The sequence below is a fragment of the Thermosporothrix hazakensis genome (genome assembly GCF_003253565.1).
GTDB classification, from domain to species: domain Bacteria; phylum Chloroflexota; class Ktedonobacteria; order Ktedonobacterales; family Ktedonobacteraceae; genus Thermosporothrix; species Thermosporothrix hazakensis.
Map to the genome: position 1 here is coordinate 45,739 of NZ_QKUF01000015.1, position 17,749 is coordinate 63,487.

15 protein-coding genes are annotated in these 17,749 nt (G+C 51.6%); 8 read left to right on the forward strand and 7 right to left on the reverse strand.

The genetic code is table 11. The features are described from left to right. The first annotated feature begins 157 nt into the window (after positions 1-157). Genes EI42_RS19215 through EI42_RS19230 form a run of 4 tightly spaced genes read left to right on the forward strand, consistent with a single transcriptional unit; the run spans position 158 to position 5,229 of the window. Positions 158-1,060 (forward strand): alpha/beta fold hydrolase, encoded by a 903-nt coding sequence (locus tag EI42_RS19215; protein ID WP_111324256.1) that lies wholly within the window; start codon positions 158-160, stop codon positions 1,058-1,060. Then, on the forward strand, positions 1,057-2,361 hold the full coding sequence (locus tag EI42_RS19220) for a beta-ketoacyl-[acyl-carrier-protein] synthase family protein (protein WP_111324257.1): 1,305 nt from the start codon (positions 1,057-1,059) through the stop codon (positions 2,359-2,361). The genes EI42_RS19215 and EI42_RS19220 overlap by 4 nt, the downstream gene beginning before the upstream one ends. Beyond that, complete coding sequence (locus EI42_RS19225; protein ID WP_111324258.1) at positions 2,342-3,595, forward strand: beta-ketoacyl-[acyl-carrier-protein] synthase family protein; 1,254 nt, start codon at positions 2,342-2,344, stop codon at positions 3,593-3,595. Before EI42_RS19220 ends, EI42_RS19225 begins: the two co-directional genes overlap by 20 nt. Then, on the forward strand, positions 3,595-5,229 hold the full coding sequence (locus tag EI42_RS19230; protein ID WP_111324259.1) for an FAD-dependent monooxygenase: 1,635 nt from the start codon (positions 3,595-3,597) through the stop codon (positions 5,227-5,229). Before EI42_RS19225 ends, EI42_RS19230 begins: the two co-directional genes overlap by 1 nt. Here EI42_RS19230 and EI42_RS19235 read toward each other — a convergent pair. Then, the gene (locus EI42_RS19235) at positions 5,178-6,731 is read right to left on the reverse strand and encodes a gluconokinase (RefSeq protein WP_111324260.1); all 1,554 of its coding nucleotides are present in this window, start codon (positions 6,729-6,731) and stop codon (positions 5,178-5,180) included. The genes EI42_RS19230 and EI42_RS19235 overlap by 52 nt on opposite strands. 387 nt (positions 6,732-7,118) lie before the next feature. On the opposite strand from EI42_RS19235, the gene EI42_RS19240 reads away from it, so the two are divergent. Together EI42_RS19240 and EI42_RS19245 are read left to right on the forward strand one after the other, a co-directional pair. Then, the gene (locus EI42_RS19240) at positions 7,119-8,063 is read left to right on the forward strand and encodes a DUF488 domain-containing protein (protein WP_111324261.1); all 945 of its coding nucleotides are present in this window, start codon (positions 7,119-7,121) and stop codon (positions 8,061-8,063) included. 34 nt (positions 8,064-8,097) lie between these two features. Beyond that, positions 8,098-9,012: a hypothetical protein gene (locus EI42_RS19245; protein ID WP_211326258.1), complete on the forward strand. Its 915-nt coding sequence runs from the start codon at positions 8,098-8,100 to the stop codon at positions 9,010-9,012. Positions 9,013-9,095: 83 nt separating this feature from the next. On the opposite strand, the gene ung is transcribed toward EI42_RS19245, so the two are convergent. The 6 genes from ung to EI42_RS19275 form a co-directional block, all read right to left on the reverse strand. Then, on the reverse strand, positions 9,096-9,773 hold the full coding sequence (gene ung / locus EI42_RS19250; RefSeq protein ID WP_111324262.1) for a uracil-DNA glycosylase: 678 nt from the start codon (positions 9,771-9,773) through the stop codon (positions 9,096-9,098). A gap of 222 nt (positions 9,774-9,995) precedes the next feature. Next, complete coding sequence (locus EI42_RS19255) at positions 9,996-10,958, reverse strand: aldo/keto reductase (RefSeq protein ID WP_111324263.1); 963 nt, start codon at positions 10,956-10,958, stop codon at positions 9,996-9,998. Between the two features lie 192 nt (positions 10,959-11,150). Next, positions 11,151-13,076 (reverse strand): SHOCT-like domain-containing protein, encoded by a 1,926-nt coding sequence (locus tag EI42_RS19260; protein ID WP_111324264.1) that lies wholly within the window; start codon positions 13,074-13,076, stop codon positions 11,151-11,153. Positions 13,077-13,223: 147 nt separating this feature from the next. Then, on the reverse strand, positions 13,224-13,619 hold the full coding sequence (locus EI42_RS19265; RefSeq protein WP_111324265.1) for an SHOCT-like domain-containing protein: 396 nt from the start codon (positions 13,617-13,619) through the stop codon (positions 13,224-13,226). 6 nt (positions 13,620-13,625) lie between these two features. Continuing rightward, positions 13,626-13,991 (reverse strand): DUF2089 domain-containing protein, encoded by a 366-nt coding sequence (locus EI42_RS19270; protein ID WP_111324266.1) that lies wholly within the window; start codon positions 13,989-13,991, stop codon positions 13,626-13,628. A 33-nt stretch (positions 13,992-14,024) separates the two neighbouring features. Beyond that, the gene (locus EI42_RS19275; RefSeq protein WP_111324267.1) at positions 14,025-14,258 is read right to left on the reverse strand and encodes a hypothetical protein; all 234 of its coding nucleotides are present in this window, start codon (positions 14,256-14,258) and stop codon (positions 14,025-14,027) included. A gap of 349 nt (positions 14,259-14,607) precedes the next feature. Here EI42_RS19275 and EI42_RS19280 point away from each other — a divergent pair, with 349 nt between their 5' ends. Together EI42_RS19280 and EI42_RS19285 are read left to right on the forward strand one after the other, a co-directional pair. Next, positions 14,608-17,037 (forward strand): FtsX-like permease family protein, encoded by a 2,430-nt coding sequence (locus EI42_RS19280; RefSeq protein ID WP_111324268.1) that lies wholly within the window; start codon positions 14,608-14,610, stop codon positions 17,035-17,037. Further along, entirely contained in the window at positions 16,980-17,747 is a 768-nt protein-coding gene (locus EI42_RS19285; protein ID WP_137686187.1) for an FtsX-like permease family protein, read from the forward strand. Before EI42_RS19280 ends, EI42_RS19285 begins: the two co-directional genes overlap by 58 nt. The last annotated feature ends 2 nt before the right edge of the window (positions 17,748-17,749 follow it).

Here is a 17,749-nt window from a genome sequence, read left to right on the forward strand (position 1 = left end):
TCTCTGATTCCATGCCCTTCTACAGATGGCACATCCCTATACATATGTATGTTTATTTCATCATGTATCATAGTATATGCTAAGCAATGTTCATGATTGTGCATGTATATGCGGGTAATCTCTACTATAAAAAGCGCTCTCTTTTTCGGAGGAACGATTGCAAAGACAGGTATGGATTACAAATGATACTTTTCATGCTGATGTACAGTATATAGAAACGCTCTGGAAGCGCCATTCACTGAAAAAACTGGATCTCCCGCTTATTGATATCGGCCAGGGCATGCCACTGGTCTTTGTGCCCATTCTGGAACACCTTGAATTTGTTTATGCCCGGCAGGTACGCAGCCTCAGCCAGACTCGCCGCGTGGTGCTCTATCGTCGTAGAGAAACACGTCAACCTCCTGCGATCTCCCTGCAAGAGCGAGCGGAAGAACTGCGTGAGGTGCTTGATAGCCTGTATATTGACCGGGCTGATCTGGCAGGACATGGAGATGCAGCGATGGTCTTGTTGACCTTTGCCCTACGCTATCCGCAACGATGCCGCTCGCTCATCATCATTTCGCAAGGAGCTGACTACCAGATCTCTCCACATCCGCTTATCTGGCTGTTACATGAGCTGCTGCTGCGCCTTCCGATCGAGGGGATCGTTCCCACCTCTTTGCTTCAACGTACTGTGATCAACTACATTACGTCATGCGCGAAAGAGAACACCACCGCCCCGGCACTTCCCCGTCGCCTGATTGAAGAGCAGTTCCACAAGATTCAATTGTGGCCGCTTGTCTATAAATATTCGATTCTACCGGTTATCCATACCTTTGATATTCGGGAACAGCTCGCAGCGCTTTCCACACCCGTTCTGCTGATTAATCGGGCAGATGATGCGCTGGCCCCGGAAGCAAAAACGGCCTGGATGGCACAACAGCTTCCAGATTGCCGCGCCTACCATGTGGTGCCGGGCCGCGAGCGCTTTTTTCTGTATTCGCAGGCCGAAGTTGTAACGCCGTTGCTCCACCACTTTCTTGAGCAAGTTGACCACATAGGAGAAGGGAAAGCTGTATGAGCGAGACCACACGCCGCGTAGTGATTACTGGCCTCGGGGTCATTGCCCCCAATGGCAATACCCGAGAAGCCTTCTGGCAGGCATGTATACAGGGACATTCGGGTATTCGACGAATTACCCGCTTTGATGCCAGCGCCCTCCCGGTCAAGATCGCGGGCGAGGTTCACGACTTCTCACCCATGCAACACGGCCTGACACCAGATGAAGTGCAAACGCTGACGCGTCCAACACAATTCGCGCTGGCAGCGGCGAATCAAGCACTCCATGATGCCACACTGGATACCAACTTCTGTACCGAAGAACGCGAGCGCACCGGCGTCTATGTGGGCACAGCAATGTCCTTCGTTGAAGAGGGGGAACGACTCTGGACGCATTTTACAAACTATGGACGCTACGATAACGAAGAGGTAAATGACGCGCTTCAGATCTGCATTACACCCGCCACACTGATGCCCGATGCCGCCGCCGTCAGTATTGCCGCCCATCATCGCTTCTATGGCCCCTGCGCCACCATCGCAACGGGCTGTTCAGCCGGCGCTGATGCTATCGGTGAAGCGTTCTGGCTCATTCAGGAAGGACAGGCTGATCGTATGCTTGCTGGAGGGACCGATGCCGCAATCTGCCCTATTGGTTTGAACGCCTTCAGTGTGATAGGAGCACTCAGCACCAGCTATAACGATAGGCCGAAAGAAGCATCCCGCCCATACGATCAGAAACGAGACGGCTTTATTATGGCCGAAGGTGCTGCCATGCTGCTATTGGAAGAGCGTGAGCTTGCGCTTGCGCGTGGTGCGCATATCTACGCCGAAGTTCTTGGCTTTGCCTCTAATAGCAACGCCTATCACATGACCTCTTTACCGGAGCATGGAGAGCCACTTCAGCAGCTTCTTAAGCAGGCTTTAACAGAATGCGCTCTTTCGCCCGCCGACGTGGATTATATCAACTCACATGGAAGCTCCACTCAGCCCAACGAGCGGGCCGAAACCGCAGCATATAAAGCGGTTTTTGGGAAACGAGCCTACGCTATCCCGATCAGCGCCACAAAATCCATGATCGGCCACACGCAGGGAGCTGCCAGCGCCATCGAGGCAGTTGTCACCGCTCTGGTGCTGGATCAGCAGCTTATTCCTCCAACACTGAATCAGGAATACCCTGACCCTCTCTGCGATCTGGACTATGTACCCAATGTTGCCCGTTCACACCCGGTCCGTATAGCGCTCAGTCATTCCAGTGGCTTTGGCGGGGTGAACAGCGTTCTTGTTTTCGCACAGACAGGGGAACATGATGAGCAAGCAAAATAAGCGAGTGGTCATCACCGGCCTGGGAGTTATCGCACCAAATGGAACGGGAAGCACGGCCTACTGGCATGCCATCAGCAATGGTATTACCGGGATCAGACCGCTGCCAGCGGAACACGAGGCCTTTCCGGGTGGCGTTGCAGGTACTGTTGAGCCATTCTACCAGGAACAGACTCTCGACCGCAAGCTGATTCACCGGAGCGACCGCATGACGCACCTTGTCCTGACGGCACTACATGAGGCACTTACTGACTCCCGGCTTCAATTGAGTAAGGAGAACCCTCACCGCATCGGAGTTGTCATCGCAAACACGATGGGAGGAATTGGGTTTGTACTGAGGCAACTTCAGGCGCTCTACACGAAAGGCCCGCATTTTGTCAGCGCGTATACTGCCATTGCCTGGCTGAATGTCGCTAATGTAGGTCAGGCCGCTATTCATTATGCCATTCAGGGATATTGCAAGACGCCCATCAACGATACTGCCGGAGGGCTGCATGCGCTGTGCATGGCAACGCAAGCGATCAAAAGAGAGGTCGCCGATGTTATCCTTGCAGGCGGCTGCGAAGCCTTTCTCCATCCGCTACTCTTGCGGATCTTTGCACAACGCCAGATCTGTGTTTCCGGCAACGATCCCCGGGCCTATCGCCCGTTTGATCGCCGGGCCGCGGGGTTAATTCTGGCTGAGGGTGCAGGCATCTGCATACTTGAGGAGTATGAGCATGCATGTCGGCGAGGGGCTCCCATCTATGGCGAAATCATCGGAATCGGCCAGACCAATAGCGCCGACGGGCTGACCATACCTTCACCCGATGGTCGGCAGTATGCCCGGGCACTCCAACAGGCTGCCGATAGGCTTCAAAGCGATGAGCTTGCATATATCAGTCTGGATGGTCGTGCCCTACCAGCCTTAGATCAAGGAGAGGTTGAGGCACTCACATTGACCTTCGGTGCAGATGCCGCCTCAATCCCGGTCAGCGTGCCTCGTACCATGATTGGGCATAGCTATGCCGCCGCCGGAGCGATTGATGCTATTACAGCCTGTCTGGCGCTTCGGCATCGACAGATCCCGCCAACCGTTCACTGTGAAGAGCCTGGCTACCCCTTGAATATGGTTCGGGAGCGAGCGCGCCCACTGGATCGAGGGACAGCCGTGCTATTGGGTGCACGGGGAACAGGTGGAAGCAATATCGCGCTGCTTCTTAAGCGATGTGATGAGCAATCAGGAGAGTACACTTGATGCAGGAGACACAGATTGTTGTGATCGGCGCAGGCCCAACCGGACTGACAGCAGCCAACCTGCTCGGGCAGGCGGGAATCAGAACCAGGGTTTTCGAGCGTGCTCCGGGCCTCTGTGACCATCCCCGTGCCATTACGCTTGATGATGAAGGGCAGCGCGTGCTTCAGGCAATTGGACTCGTTTCTAAACTTCCAATGAAGCAGGATATTCAGGTACGCTATCTCTCTGGATGCCGGACTCTGGCTCGGGTCGCGCCGAAAGAGCAACCGAATGGCTTTCCTCCAATCGTCACTTTTCATCAGCCAGCTCTGGAAACCCTGCTCTTCGACGGCCTGAAACGCTTTGCCACGGTCTCTATCCACTTTCATCATCGGGTAACAGCCATTCAACAACAGAAAGATGCGGTAACTGTCAGCGGGCTAACAGAGCAGGGGGAGCGCTTTCAGGTTCGCTGTAATTATGTGCTTGCCTGTGATGGTGGACGAAGCGATACACGCCATATGCTCAATATCCCGCTACGGAGACCATCACTGCTCCTGTTTGGGAGTCCACAGCGCTGGCTTGTGGTTGACTGTATTGATGACAATGAGGACAGCACCATCTTCTTTTTCTGTAACCCTGCTCGCCCAGCCGTCACAGTGCCCGCACCCGGCAGGCGCAGACGCTGGGAATTCATGCTCTTCCCACATGAGCATGCGCTTCCAACACGGGAAGAAGTGCAAACACTAATTCGGCAGGCACGGCAATCGCTTCAGCCCTCTGCTCGCCCGCATCCAGCACATATTGAGCGCCACACCATCTACACCTTTTACGCGCTCTATGCACAGCGAATGCGCTGTAATCGTGTCTTCTTGCTCGGTGATGCCGCCCATCTGATGCCCCCTTTCGGAGGCCAGGGCCTGAATAGTGGCCTGCGCGATGTCCATAATCTCTGCTGGAAGCTCTGCTTTGTGCTCCAACGGGGAGCTGCTCCAACACTGCTCTCCTCCTATGAGCAGGAACGCCAACCGCACATCTCACAGATGATTCGTTTCTCTTCCCTGCCTGGCACGCTCATAATGAGCGTGCCACAGCCCCTGGCACGCATACGCGACCTGTTGATACGTGGGATCATGTTCTCTCCGATCCGCCATGCAATACGTGAGATACGGATTAAACCACAGCCATGCTATCAGAAAGGGCTGTTCCTGCCAGCATCTGAGAGGCGTTTTATCGGGCGCATTTTGCCCCAGGCAACCGTTCAAACGGAGCAGGGGCAAGTCTGTTGCTTCGACGAGATTGCAGGCAACCATTTCACGCTTATTAGACTATACGAAGATCCCACGACAGCATTTCAGGCGCTGGAAGAATGGTACTTCTTCAACTGTGTATGCATCTGTGTTCTCCCGGCCAGTCAGCCATTACCCGGCCTTCGGCTTCCCTCCACATTGCGTTGTGTACAGGACAGCATGGGAACCATCGAGCGCCTGTACAGAGGGAAACGTGACCTCTTCCTGCTGGTACGCCCCGATCGCTTTATTATGAGCGCCTTCACGCTGAAAGAGGCCTCGACTGTGCTCAAACGCCTGCACACGCTGCTTGGCTACAATATCGATGCCGGGGGCACGCTTTCGCCGCCTCCAAAGAGCAAATGATAGAGCGCCTCCTGACGCAAAGCGGCGCTACGATAGATCTTCCCGCGAGCGAGATCGGGATGTATCGGATCTCGAAGGTGAGGCTGTACCTTCGCCACATCCTCGATCTCTCCCATTGCCTCCAGCGCCAGCAAAGCAGCTCCACGCGCTGAAGCCTCCTCATCGCTGGAAAGATAGAGATTTGTGCCCAGAGTATCCGCGATAACTTGCTGTAGCGTCTTTGAGCCAAGCAGCGCCCCACCACTACCAAGCAGCCTCGGCATGTCTGGCTTATCAACCTGCAAGGCCAGCAATAAATATCTATAGACAATCCAGAGACGATAGGCCAGCGCCTCGGCCCCAGCCCGCATAATCATTGCTGGAGTTGTATGCAATGAGAGCCCCGAAATCGTCATCCGCGCTTCCGAATGCCAGCCAATGCTGCGTTCGCCTGCCAGAAACGGCAAAATAGTCAGACCATGCGAATCGGGTTCCAGTTGAGCCGCCTGTTGATCAGCCTGTTTTAGATCGGGCAATTGGAGCGTTTCACTAAACCAGCGCAACAGATTGCCGCCCTCACTCAACGCACCACCAAGCAGCCCACGCTTCTTATCGATCAGATACAGCCAGAGCCCATGTGGCGGCGTGACTTTCGTGGGGTCAACCACCGCCCGCATGGCACTTGATGTGCCGATGGTCAGCGCCCAGTAGCCAACGCCGGACGCGCCAGAACCCACATTTGCAGCGGCGCCATCACCTACAGGCAAAAACCAGGGCACATCTTTGAGCACGGGCCAGCGCTGAGCATACTCCGGGCGCAAACCTTGTATATACTTCTGAGACTCGCTTAATGATGGCAACTGCTCCGGTCGAACCCGCACAAAGCGCAGGAGTTCCTCATCCCAACATCCCTCTCTGGTCAGCAGCAGACCGGTGCCGGAAGCCATTGAGAGGGTTGTCATTGAGCGACCAAGCAGCCTATATAACAGATAATCGCCATAGGAGAGCCAATACTTCGTCTGCTGAAATACATCCGGCTGTTTAATCGCCATCCAGAGGAGTTTGGCAGGCCAGTAGCTAGCATGAAAACCAACCCCCGTCCGGGCACGAATCGTCTGCTCATGAAATTGCTGACGAAGCAGTCCGACCGAGGCAACCGCACGGGTATCATTCCAGGCGATAACAGGAGTTGTTGGCCGGTTTGTTTCATCGACACCAAGCAAGGAGTGCCAGAAAGTATCGATCGCTACCGCGCCAATCTGCTGAGCGCCGGGACCACAATGATGCAGTACCTCATCAATCGTGCGCACGACAAGTTCAGTTAGCGTATCGGCGTCAACAGAGACTTCTCCTTCGTTGGACGTCTTCATCTGGTAGGTGTATTGTGACTCACTCTCAGGAAGTACCACGCCTCGTGCATCCACCAGCAGCGCACGAGTGGATGACGTTCCTACATCCAGCGCCAGTATAAATGGCGGCTTGAACCGGGACCATTCTGTTTTCAAAGAGACATCATCTGTCATTCGTTAACATCCTACTCTATCCGATGTCCCGCAAGCGCAGGCAAGCAAGGCAGGAGAGTGTGACGCGGTCACTTCCCTACGGAAGCCGACAGAAAGCGAGCAATAGGGGACTCAGAAGAGTTCAGAGGACCCATTTCATCAACCGGTATCACACCCTCCTGCTTACTATTTACACGTATTACAAAAAGCAAATGATTGTCAAATAGCCAGATACTAGAATATCGAGGATGTTCATTTTCACTTGTTAGTCAGACAAGACTAATTGCACTAGCCGATGAGTAATTCTTTTCTAGATTATGTGGCTACCTGGAACAGCCAAACGTTCTGTGAACAGAACAATAACTTCTAGATTCTTTTTCTCTTCTATACAATTGTGGAGGTTGCCGTATGTTCTACAGAAGAAAACTATTGCTTGCTCTGTTAGAAACTTGGGGAGGAGCTCTATCAATTAAGGCTTGTAATCTACTTCTCTGCCTATTTTGTTTGAATAAAGGGAAAAATTACTACGATTTTTTTCCGTACCAACACAGCTATCTTAGTTTCACCCTTTTACAAGACAAGCATAGATTAACAAACCTGGAATTTCTCGCAGTGGAGCCTGACTTTCATCTTAATCAAGATCATTCATACAGGGATCAAATCAAAGCAGAAGATAGAATATTACTTCAAAAACTGGTAGCGAAATATAAACGATCCTCAGAAGATGCATTATATGCTTCTCTCCTGCACGTATTACAAACCCAGGTTCCCGAACGCAATAATGTTCAAATTACCAACCTGCCAGCTCTCCAAACACCACACTTATTTACTATAGGATACGAAGGGATCTCCATAGATGCTTATATTAATACCCTATTAGCGCATCATATCGCCGCTCTAGTGGATATCAGAAAAAATCCCATTTCAAGAAAATTTGGTTTTTCAAAACAACAGCTTATTAATGAGACAAAAGCCTTTGGCATTCAATACATTCACCTTCCCGATTTAGGAATAGAGTCATCATTAAGAAAAGACTTATCAGACTATCAGGCATATTCGCAGCTTTTTGACTATTATTCACAGCATATTCTCCCCAAACAAAAGAAATCCCTGGAACGCCTTAAGCAAATAATAAGCGAATATTCCCAAGTTGCGCTTACTTGTTTTGAAGCCGACCCACATTGTTGTCATCGGCATAAAGTAACGGAATATCTAAGCCAAGATCCTAACTTTTTCGTCCCTGTTGTCCATATAACTAATAAGGATATTCAAACTAAACCCTTGGTAGATAAATCTAATATTCCCTCTCGTATAGTGAAACAGATAAAAAATGGGGTATACTATATTTCATAATGTACTTGTTTCCATCTCATCAAAGGAGGGAACCTTGTATCTACCTTATGAAATACCTAATGCCCGTGTCCTTATATCTGTAAAGACCTATCCTCTTCCATCTAATAAGTACAATGAGTTAGTATGTACAGCAGGGTTTCTCTCAGATGGGAAATGGATCAGGATATATCCGATTCCATTTCGAGATATGCCATATGCTCAACAATATAACAAATACCATTGGATAACGCTTGATTTAGTACGAAATGCTCGAAAGGATTTTCGTCCCGAAAGCTATCGCCCAAAGAGTGGTTTGGAAGCCATCAAAATAGAAGGGAAAATAGGAACAAATGATTCCTGGGAATCTCGAAAGAAATATGCGCTAAAAGAAGTTTTTACATCTATGGACGAGATCATCCGTCTTGCCAAAGGAGAAGAATCAAAATCTCTAGCTACGCTCAAACCTAAAGAAATTCTAGATTTTGTTATTGAGGAGCAGCAGGAACGTGAATGGAAAGAACAATGGTTAAATCAGCTCAGGCAATACAACTTGTTTGACCTGGATGAAAAAGGAGCAGGGAAAGAAAGAAAGGTGCTGTCCAAATTACCATACAAATACTATTATCAATTTCTCAGTAAGGGTGATAAGAAGCCAAGAAAGCTTATGATCGAAGACTGGGAGCTAGGTGCACTTTACTGGAAAATGTTCAGAAAAACAGGCAGCGAGCATGAGGCAAATCAGAAAGTAAAGAGAAAATTCTTAGACGAATTTTGTAATCAAAAAGATCTTTATTTCTTCCTTGGCACAACGCTACAATACCATAAAATAGCTCTCAATCCCTTCATTATTGTAGGTTTGTTCTACCCACCAAAAGCAACAAAATCCAATGAATTCAGTAAGACTACACCAAGTTATGTACTTGATTCACAGACTTTGAATCAATGCTCTCTATTCGATGAATATCCATAGACTCTTATGGAGCATGGATACTCCAAATATGTGAAATATCCATGCCCACACAGGAAGACGTGCAGAGCAAGCCAGAAGTCCCGTTAACAGTCAGGAATCTGCCAGTTAATTTCCGGTTTGCCGTCCGCACGCAGGTACTCGTTGATCTTCGAGAAAGGACGGCTGCCAAAGAAGCCCTGCCGCGCCGACAGCGGAGAGGGATGTGCCGATTGAATGATATGGTGTCTTGAGGTATCAATCAGAGCAAGCTTCTTCTGGGCGTAACTTCCCCAGAGCACGAAAATGACCGGCTCGGGCTTTTCGTTTACCTTGCGAATAATCTCATCGGTGAATTTCTCCCAACCGTGATTCTTGTGTGAGTTGGGGGAATGGGCTCGCACTGTCAGCACTGCATTGAGCATCAAAATGCCCTGCTCGGCCCAGGGAGCCAGGTATCCACATTTCGGGATACGGAAGCCAACATCTGCATGCAGCTCTTTGTACATGTTCATCAGTGAGGGAGGCGGCTTAATGCCCGGGCGCACCGAGAAACAGAGACCATGCGCTTGGTTGTTGTCATGATAGGGGTCCTGACCAAGCAGCAACACATTGACTTTCTCATATGGGGTCAGGCGTAATGCGTTAAAGACATCCTCTTCAGGAGGGAAAACAGTATGTTTCTGTCGTTCTTCATCAACAAACTGCTCTAACTTTTTGAAATAGGGTTTCTCAAACTCATCGGCCAGAAGCTGCCGCCAGCTCTCAGGAATATCTATCTGCATATACTCTACATCCTCTATTATGATCTTTCAGCCCGCAATGGTGGCTGCTCTGCTCCTCTTTTCTTTTAACCTGGAGGAAAAGCGGTAATTCCTCTTCAGTGTAAACGAGGAAAGTCGATGCAGACAAGTCCTCCCTTTTTCAGGTACTTTTTTCTCTCCAAAAACAGCAAAAAGCTGCCGCTCAGAGAGCCTGAACGGCAGCCAGTAGACGACGATAGAACACTACGGGTTCTCTGTGAGGAATTTATCAATCTGCTCAAGCTCAAGATCTGTCAGGCGAAGCTCAGCAGCAGGTAACAGGTTTTCAATCTGCGCTGGTTCACGCGCACCGACAATTGCCCCGGTCACAGCCGGATTACGAAGCGTCCAGGCAATCGCGACGACGCCGGGAGGCACGTTATGCGGGAATGCCAGATCACTCAGCAAACGCTGCAATGCAAGATTGCGCTCAAGGCGCTGTCCCTGAAACTCGGGATCACGCTTGCGCCAATCGTCAGCAGGCATTTGCTCCAGGCGCTCTTTTGTAATCGAGCCAGAAAGCAGGCCGGAAGCCATTGGAGAGTAGACAATCACTCCCATATGCTGCTGCTCGCAGTAGGGTAGAATCTCCTTCTCAGCATCGGGGTGCACAAGCGAGTAAGGGGGCTGCAAGGTCTCTACAGGCGCGATTTTGCTGATCCGCTTCAACTGCTCAACCGAGAAGTTTGAAACACCAATATGCTTTACTTTTCCCTCTTCTTTCAGCCGTACCAGTGTTTCCCATCCCTCCTCGATCTCATCTTCGGGGTCAGGCCAGTGAATCTGATAGAGGTCAACCGCATCAACACCAAGTCGCCGCAGACTACCCTCAAGCTCCTTCCGAATAGAGTCAGCTTTCAGGCTCCCATAGATCTTCCCCTGCTGATCCTGCAAGCGTCCGCATTTGGTGAAGATATACGGCTTCTCCTCATGGTTTCGTTGTTTCAGCGCCTTCCCGACGACTTCTTCGGAGTGGCCTATCCCATATACAGCCGCCGTGTCGATCCAGTTAATACCCAGATCCAGAGCACGGTGAATCGTCTTTATCGACTTTTCGTCATCCTGCGGTCCCCATCCAAAAGCCCAGCCGCCACCGCCCATTGCCCAGGCCCCAAGACCGATAGGAGTAATTTGCATGCCAGTTTTGCCAAACTCACGAGTCTGCATACAACCATCAACCTTTCTTTCAAGAAACTAGCCCATAGCACACATCTTTTAACACGGATGGTTCAGTATTCATGTTACAGTACGGGCCATAAGCACAAATAGATGAAACGATTTTTGCCCTCGGGAGAGAAGAACCAAAAAGAAAGAAGGCCACCCATAGATGACCTTCTTTTCTCGACCAGACGATCAGTATTATTTGTCGTGTTCTTTGTCTGCCAGTGCCTCTAACAGCATATCGCCTTCCTCCGGTGTGATCCGTCCCTCAGCAATCATGCGTAGAATCGCTTCGCGCTCCTGCTCAATATTCGCAGCCTCTTTCTTCTCGCCCGGTGTCTGTTCAGCGAGCGAAGGTGGCACGGGTGGCACGGGTGGCTGCATCCGTTCCTGTTCGGCTGGCGGCACCGGAGGCACAGGCGGCTGCATCCGTTCCTGTTCGGCTGGCGACGGCGGCGTTGGTGGCGTTGACGGCCTCCCGTATTTAGGAGGAAGTGGAATATGAAGATTGCGCAATGCCTGTTCTACAGCATCAAGCGCTCCATACACGCCTTCGGCCGCGGCCCTACTCGCCTGATCGATCATCCGCTGAATGCGATCGTCATCCATCCGCCATTCACGATCATTAATGCGCACATGCACCTTCCCCGCCTGTTTACTGGCCTGGCGCGCAAGCTTTGCGGCCTTCTGCTCCTGCTTTTGTGTGAACAGGCGAGCTCGGCGGAGCTGCTCTTCCACTTTATGAGAGATATCCTGACCAACAGGAGCAGTACCACGCAGCGCATTCTCAATAGTGCGTCCGAGTTCTTCCCCCAGGCGCCCCATCTCCATACTGAACTGCGCCATATCTTGCTCAAAGCTCTCCCATCCCCAGGCGCTGCTACTGGTGCTGCTGTTGCGCGGGCCCTCATTGCTCCGGATCTGTAGATCGCCGCCAACCTGAAGCGTCAGTTTCGCAAGCCCCTCACCATAAACCAGATTGACCACGCTCCCTCTTCGACTCGCCGGGATAGAGCGTCCGCTAATCTCTCCTCCGACACTGGCAGAAATGGTCAGGTTGGGACTTTCCGGCAACTGAATCATTGCATCTCCCCCAACGACGACATGTGTTTCTTCATCGGTCGCGAAAGCAGCCTTCAGGGAAAGATCACCGCCCACGCTCGCGATCTGTACGCGTCCACCGATTCCCTCCAGCGTCGCATCTCCACCAACACCAGCAAGCTGTACATCGCCAACAACACCCATAATTGTCACATCAGATCCGATCGCTCCCAGGGTCACATCACCCTGGATGTCACGCAGTGTACAATCGCTACTCACATTGCCGACCTGAACGGAGGACGCGCCAACAACCGTGAAATCGCCGTCCACATTGAACAGGGCAATGACACATTGTGCACCCCCTGAGAAAGTAGCGTCACCGGCGATATAATTGATCTTGACCTCGGAACCACCGTCAATCGTGAAATCGCCATTTACGACACTCAGTTGTATCTGAGCGTTTCCAGCATGCTTGAGTGTGCAGTCCCCATCAATTGACCCCGCCTGGAGCGTTGCGATATTTCCATCGCTCACCAGATCACCACCAACATTCGCTGCGATACATTCCTGCACATCCCTCAAAGCCAGATCACCACCAACCGGCCCCACACGCAAAGATCTGACATCATTCAAGACCGCATCGCCTCCAATCGGGCCCGGGATCTGCAAGATGTCCATCCGTTTAGCAGTCAGGTCACCACCAACAGAATCAAGAGAGACATTTCCTTTAATGTTGGTCAGGGTGATATCACTGGCACAATGATCCACCCGCAGGTCTCCATTCAGGTCTTTCACAGCAATATCGCCATCTACAGCAGCGACTTCCACGTGCAACACATTATTCATTTCCACATCGCCCTGAATGCGGTGCGCAACAATGCTCACCTCATAGGGAACCCATAATTTCAGGGCATCATCACACCCGCTAATCAGCAATGTCTCCCCTTCTGGTACAAGCTGCGAAATAGTCTCTCCGCAGGCAACCTTGATGGCCTGTTGACTCCATCCCTCAACGGAGAGATCATCGCTCACATCGCTGATTACCACTCGTCGTATGGCCTCGGCAGGAAAAGTCTGTTCCATTGTCAAAACTCCTTTAGTATGATGCTCGCCACAACCTTTCCCCTCTACCAGCAACCGCTTCAAGGACAGAACATCCCATACCGGCTTGCACTGTGCAACCGGCTGATACGGTCTCTTCTTCAAGCTTATCTCTTTATAGCGCCCTGGCTACTCTACAAAAACTTCAAAGCGTTCGCCTTTTTCCAGATCCTGAAGATCCAACAAGCGGCCACTTGCTCCCTCTTCCAGGCCACGCAGCAGATCCTCAGCCGCATGGGCATCCATCTGAGGCACAAGCTGTAAACCCAGGCGCAGGCCAGTCAGAACCACCTTTACGGGCATGACCGCAACAATATTGCGATGCGGCTTTCGTAGGGCGTCCTGCTGCGTCACTCGGAATCGGACAACCCGCTCCCGCCTGGGCCTCAGGCGCTCTAACTCTCGCGCCCGTATTCGCTCTTCCTCTTCAAAGACATCCAGTAAAGCGGCCGCCTCTACAGCGTTTAACTGTCCGTTCTCTACAAGCTGCAAGATCCGGTCACGCTCTTCTTTAACCGCAGACATGAACCTTTATCCCTTCAATAGCCGCATAGCCTCCTCAACGGTAATCTCTTTTGCGGCCAGACGGTCCAGAATCGCTTTTCGATCAACTCGGCCCGCGCCCTCACTCTCAGGCGTTCCACCAAGCGCGGCAACGATCTCATCCAGGCGGCTCCGAGCTGTGTTGTAGGCAATATTCAGTTCCATTGCAAGACGCTGAATATTTCCGCGATACTTGACCATCATCTCAACAAAATCCAGTTGCTCACGGGTCAATCTTCCAATCCAGCCCAGGCTAAACTGACCTTCGATCACAATGCCACTTTCCGGGCATTCCAGCCGGGTCACAACAAGTTCCTGACCGCTGACCGGATCACGTGTAATCAGTGGGTGCATCTATTTACTCCTTCACCAAACAGGCAAGAAAGCTCATGGCAGATCACATGAGAGAACATGCACATGCTTCTCCGCAGGCCGCTTTTCACAGCGTACCATCCACGTGCCCAGGACAATAAATCCTCGTCCTACAGAGGCGATGGCGTGAGCCCCCGCTTCGGTGATGCTACGCCGATTACCACTAAGCAGCATCTGGCACTCTGTTTCCATCTCTAGCCTCTGTAGACGCTGCTTCCATACAGCGCTATGTGCATGATAGTTGAGCATCTCGCCTCCATCCTTCTCTATAATATTCCTTATCGTTCTGCAAAAATTTGATGAACTATATGGTAATAATAACACTACCTCACAAATTTTGTCAATACTATTGGCAAATAAAATCAAAATCTAGACATTTTTTACCACATATCTGGCAAGCTTTGAAGGAAGCCCGACGGAAGCGCCGGCAGCATATGTATTACCCTCTGTGCGCCTATAACCGTTTACACGTGATTTTTGAGGGACCTAACACCGTAATATCAAGAGAGTCGAGCAAAAGCATCCTGTTTCATCTTCAATGCCGGGTAGCGAAACAGTAGATCTTCTATTTTCTTCAGCTGATTGAAGGGATTTTTCCATGTCTGCAACTCTTATGGGCGGAAAGAAAGCCGATCCACAGCGTATACAGCCGCTCTCAATCGTGACATTAGCCATCTGGCGTTTTCGCCACACCAGATTTCTGCTTCTGGTGACAACACTTGGCTTGATTGCTGCGGTGATGGTTGCCTGCGCCGTGCCACTCTTTACTCGAACCACGATTACTGCTGGCCTGCGTAACCTCCTGACCAGCAGCCTCTATACCGGAGGACAGCCCGCCGGGCAACTACAATACACGTTCTCGTCCTGGGCCTTTACCTCCTCCTATGTAGATGAGGTGCTGCGCGATGATATTCGGGGTGGGCTGCAACAGAATCAGCTTGACCAATTCCTCTCCTCGAACATCGAGACCATTCACTATACCTATGGCCTGCAACTTACCACGAAACTCAAACCAAAGCCAGCTCAAGTAATGGTTACCTCCGGGGACTTCGCGACCATTGCCCCATCACATATTCAGCTTCGTCAGGGGCGCATGCCCAATCCTCACAGCAAAGAGCTTGAAATCATTATCACCCCTGACACCGCCGATATTTTTCATCTACATCTCAATCAAACCTTGAATCTCACGCTCCCCTATGCCCTACAACCAGGCATCACTGAAAAGCAGAAGGCACAGCTCGGAGAGCTGCAAGTGACGGCTCATATTGTCGGCATCTTTTCGGTTCCAGATCAGGACCGCCCCTTCTGGGATGGAAACGATTTTACCGTCATTGATCTGGGCAACGGACAAAGCGGGGCCTTTTTCCTGACTGATAACATGCTTCTGCGTCAGATCTACAATCAGGCAAACGAGAAGGGGACACAGGGCAAAGCAGGAGGTGAACCGGGCATCTATCAAATTGCCGACAGCGCCTATAGCTTCCCGGCCACTATCTGGCGGTTGAGTATCGACCCACGCAAAGTCAACGCCGATCAATTGGATATACTGGCAGAGCGCTTCAAAGCCTATCAGAGCTATCTCAGCAACAAATACGGCAATATGACGCTCAACAATACCACTATGCGCATCCTGAATCGGCCAACGATCAAATACGGCGGATCGCTCTTTATTTACAGCGAGTTGCTGCGCTCGAATGAGACAACGGGCATTCTGGATCAATACCGAGAACGCATTTCTGTCACCACCTTGCCGGTAAACATTATTGCCATACAGATTATCGCGCTTGTGCTCTTCTTTGTAAGCCTGAGCGTTAGCCTGCTGATCGACCACCAGACGGAAGCGATTGCCGTCTTGCGCAGCCGGGGAGCCAGTGGGGATCAGATTTTCGGCTCGCTCTTTCTTCAGGGGATTTTCCTCTGCCTGGTCGCGCTGCTGCTTGGCCTGCCTCTGGCCCTCCTGGCCGCCTTTTTTCTGGCACAACAGGCATTACCCGAGACCGACAAGAACGCGCTGGATGTGCTGACGACCACGCCGTTTCAGACATTCGTCCAGGCGCTTCCCTATGCCCTTATCATTCTGCTCATCTGCCTTGTAACTCTGTTTTTCTCGCTCCGCCGCAGCGCCTCTATGGACGTACTGGCAGTACGACATGAAGCCTCGCGGCCACGCCGCCAGTCGCTCTTTATGCGTCTACATCTTGATATTGTTGCCGCACTTATCGCCCTGCTTGGCTACGGCATCGCCATCTACGCAGGTAGCACCAGTGCCCAACTCGATGCCAGGGCACAAACGCTGTTACTCACGCCACTGACACTCCTCGCACCCATTCTCCTGATTCTGGCAGGGGTATTTCTTTTTCTGCGTTTCTATCCTAAACTGGTTGCGCTTCTGGCAGGCATCGCCAGCCGCTGGAACAGCTTCTCTCCTGTACTGGCTCTAGCCCAGATGGCTCGTAATCCCGGACAAAGTATCCGGATGATCCTGTTGCTCTCGCTGGCAACCTCCTTTGCCATCTTTACGCTTGTCTTTAGCGCTACACAGGAACGCCACGCGGTGGAGACAGCCAGCTATATTGCCGGCGCTGATATCCGCGTGAGTCTACCTTTTACCTACAGCCCGGAATCCGCGGCACAGCTCCTTCAGCGCTTACGACAGTTGCCAGGCGTGCGTTCGGTCTCGACAGGCTTTAACTCTGATGGCTCAATCAACGGGACCACAGGTGATATTCCGCTCTCGCTCCTGCAACTCCGGGCAGTCGATGCTACAACCTTTGCACAAACAGCCTACTGGCCCGATCATGCACAACTTGAACAGATGATGAACCGTCTCGTCTCGCTACGAGAACAGGCCAAACAGCAGGATGTCGTGCCCGTCTACGTTGATGAACTGCTCTGGCAGCAACTGCACTTAAAGGAGGGAGCGACCTTTGAGGCACAGATCAATAACCTTACGGCACGCTCAAATGCCTGGTGCTCGGCAAGGTTGCGCATATCCCGACGATCACCGATAGCACAGCCGGTCAGTTGAGCGATAGCCCGCCACCTCCTGGCGGCATCCTGCTCGACTATCAAACTTACCTCAACTACTATCAGAAGCTTTCAAGCGACTCCAATCTGAACAGACCACTCAACATCAATCAGCTCTGGTTCCGCACGACGGATGACGAAAGCGTGCTGAAGACGCTGCGGAGTGAGCTGGAAAAGTACTCTCACGATAGCTTTGATCGGCGCGCGATTAAGCAGAGCCTGGACGTTGATCCTCTTAACCTGAATATGCTTGGCATTCTAACCCTGGGCGCAATAACCGCTCTGCTGTTAGCCACCGTTGGTGATCTCATTGCCTCGGTGCTTGGCATTCGCCCTCGTCTGACCAATTTTGCAGTGCTGCGTGCTCTGGGAACTGCTCCGCGCCAGCTTGCCAGTATCATCGGCTGGGAACAGGGCTTTATTTACATCCTGGCTATCTGTATCGGGCTCCTCTGTGGCAGCCTGCTGACCTTCACTATTGTACCCAACCTGATTCATATGAGCTTCCCGCGCGTTGGTATATTGAGCTCGCTATCACCCGGTGATTTCTACGCATTACAGCAAATCATACCGGGAACGCCGGTGCTGTCACCGCTCTTACTGATCGCGCTTGGCCTGCTTGTACTCACGTTTGCCGTTGCGCTCTGGCTGATGCTTCGCACCGTGGCCAAACCCTCTATGAGCCAGGTGCTGCGCTTAAATCAAGACTGAAG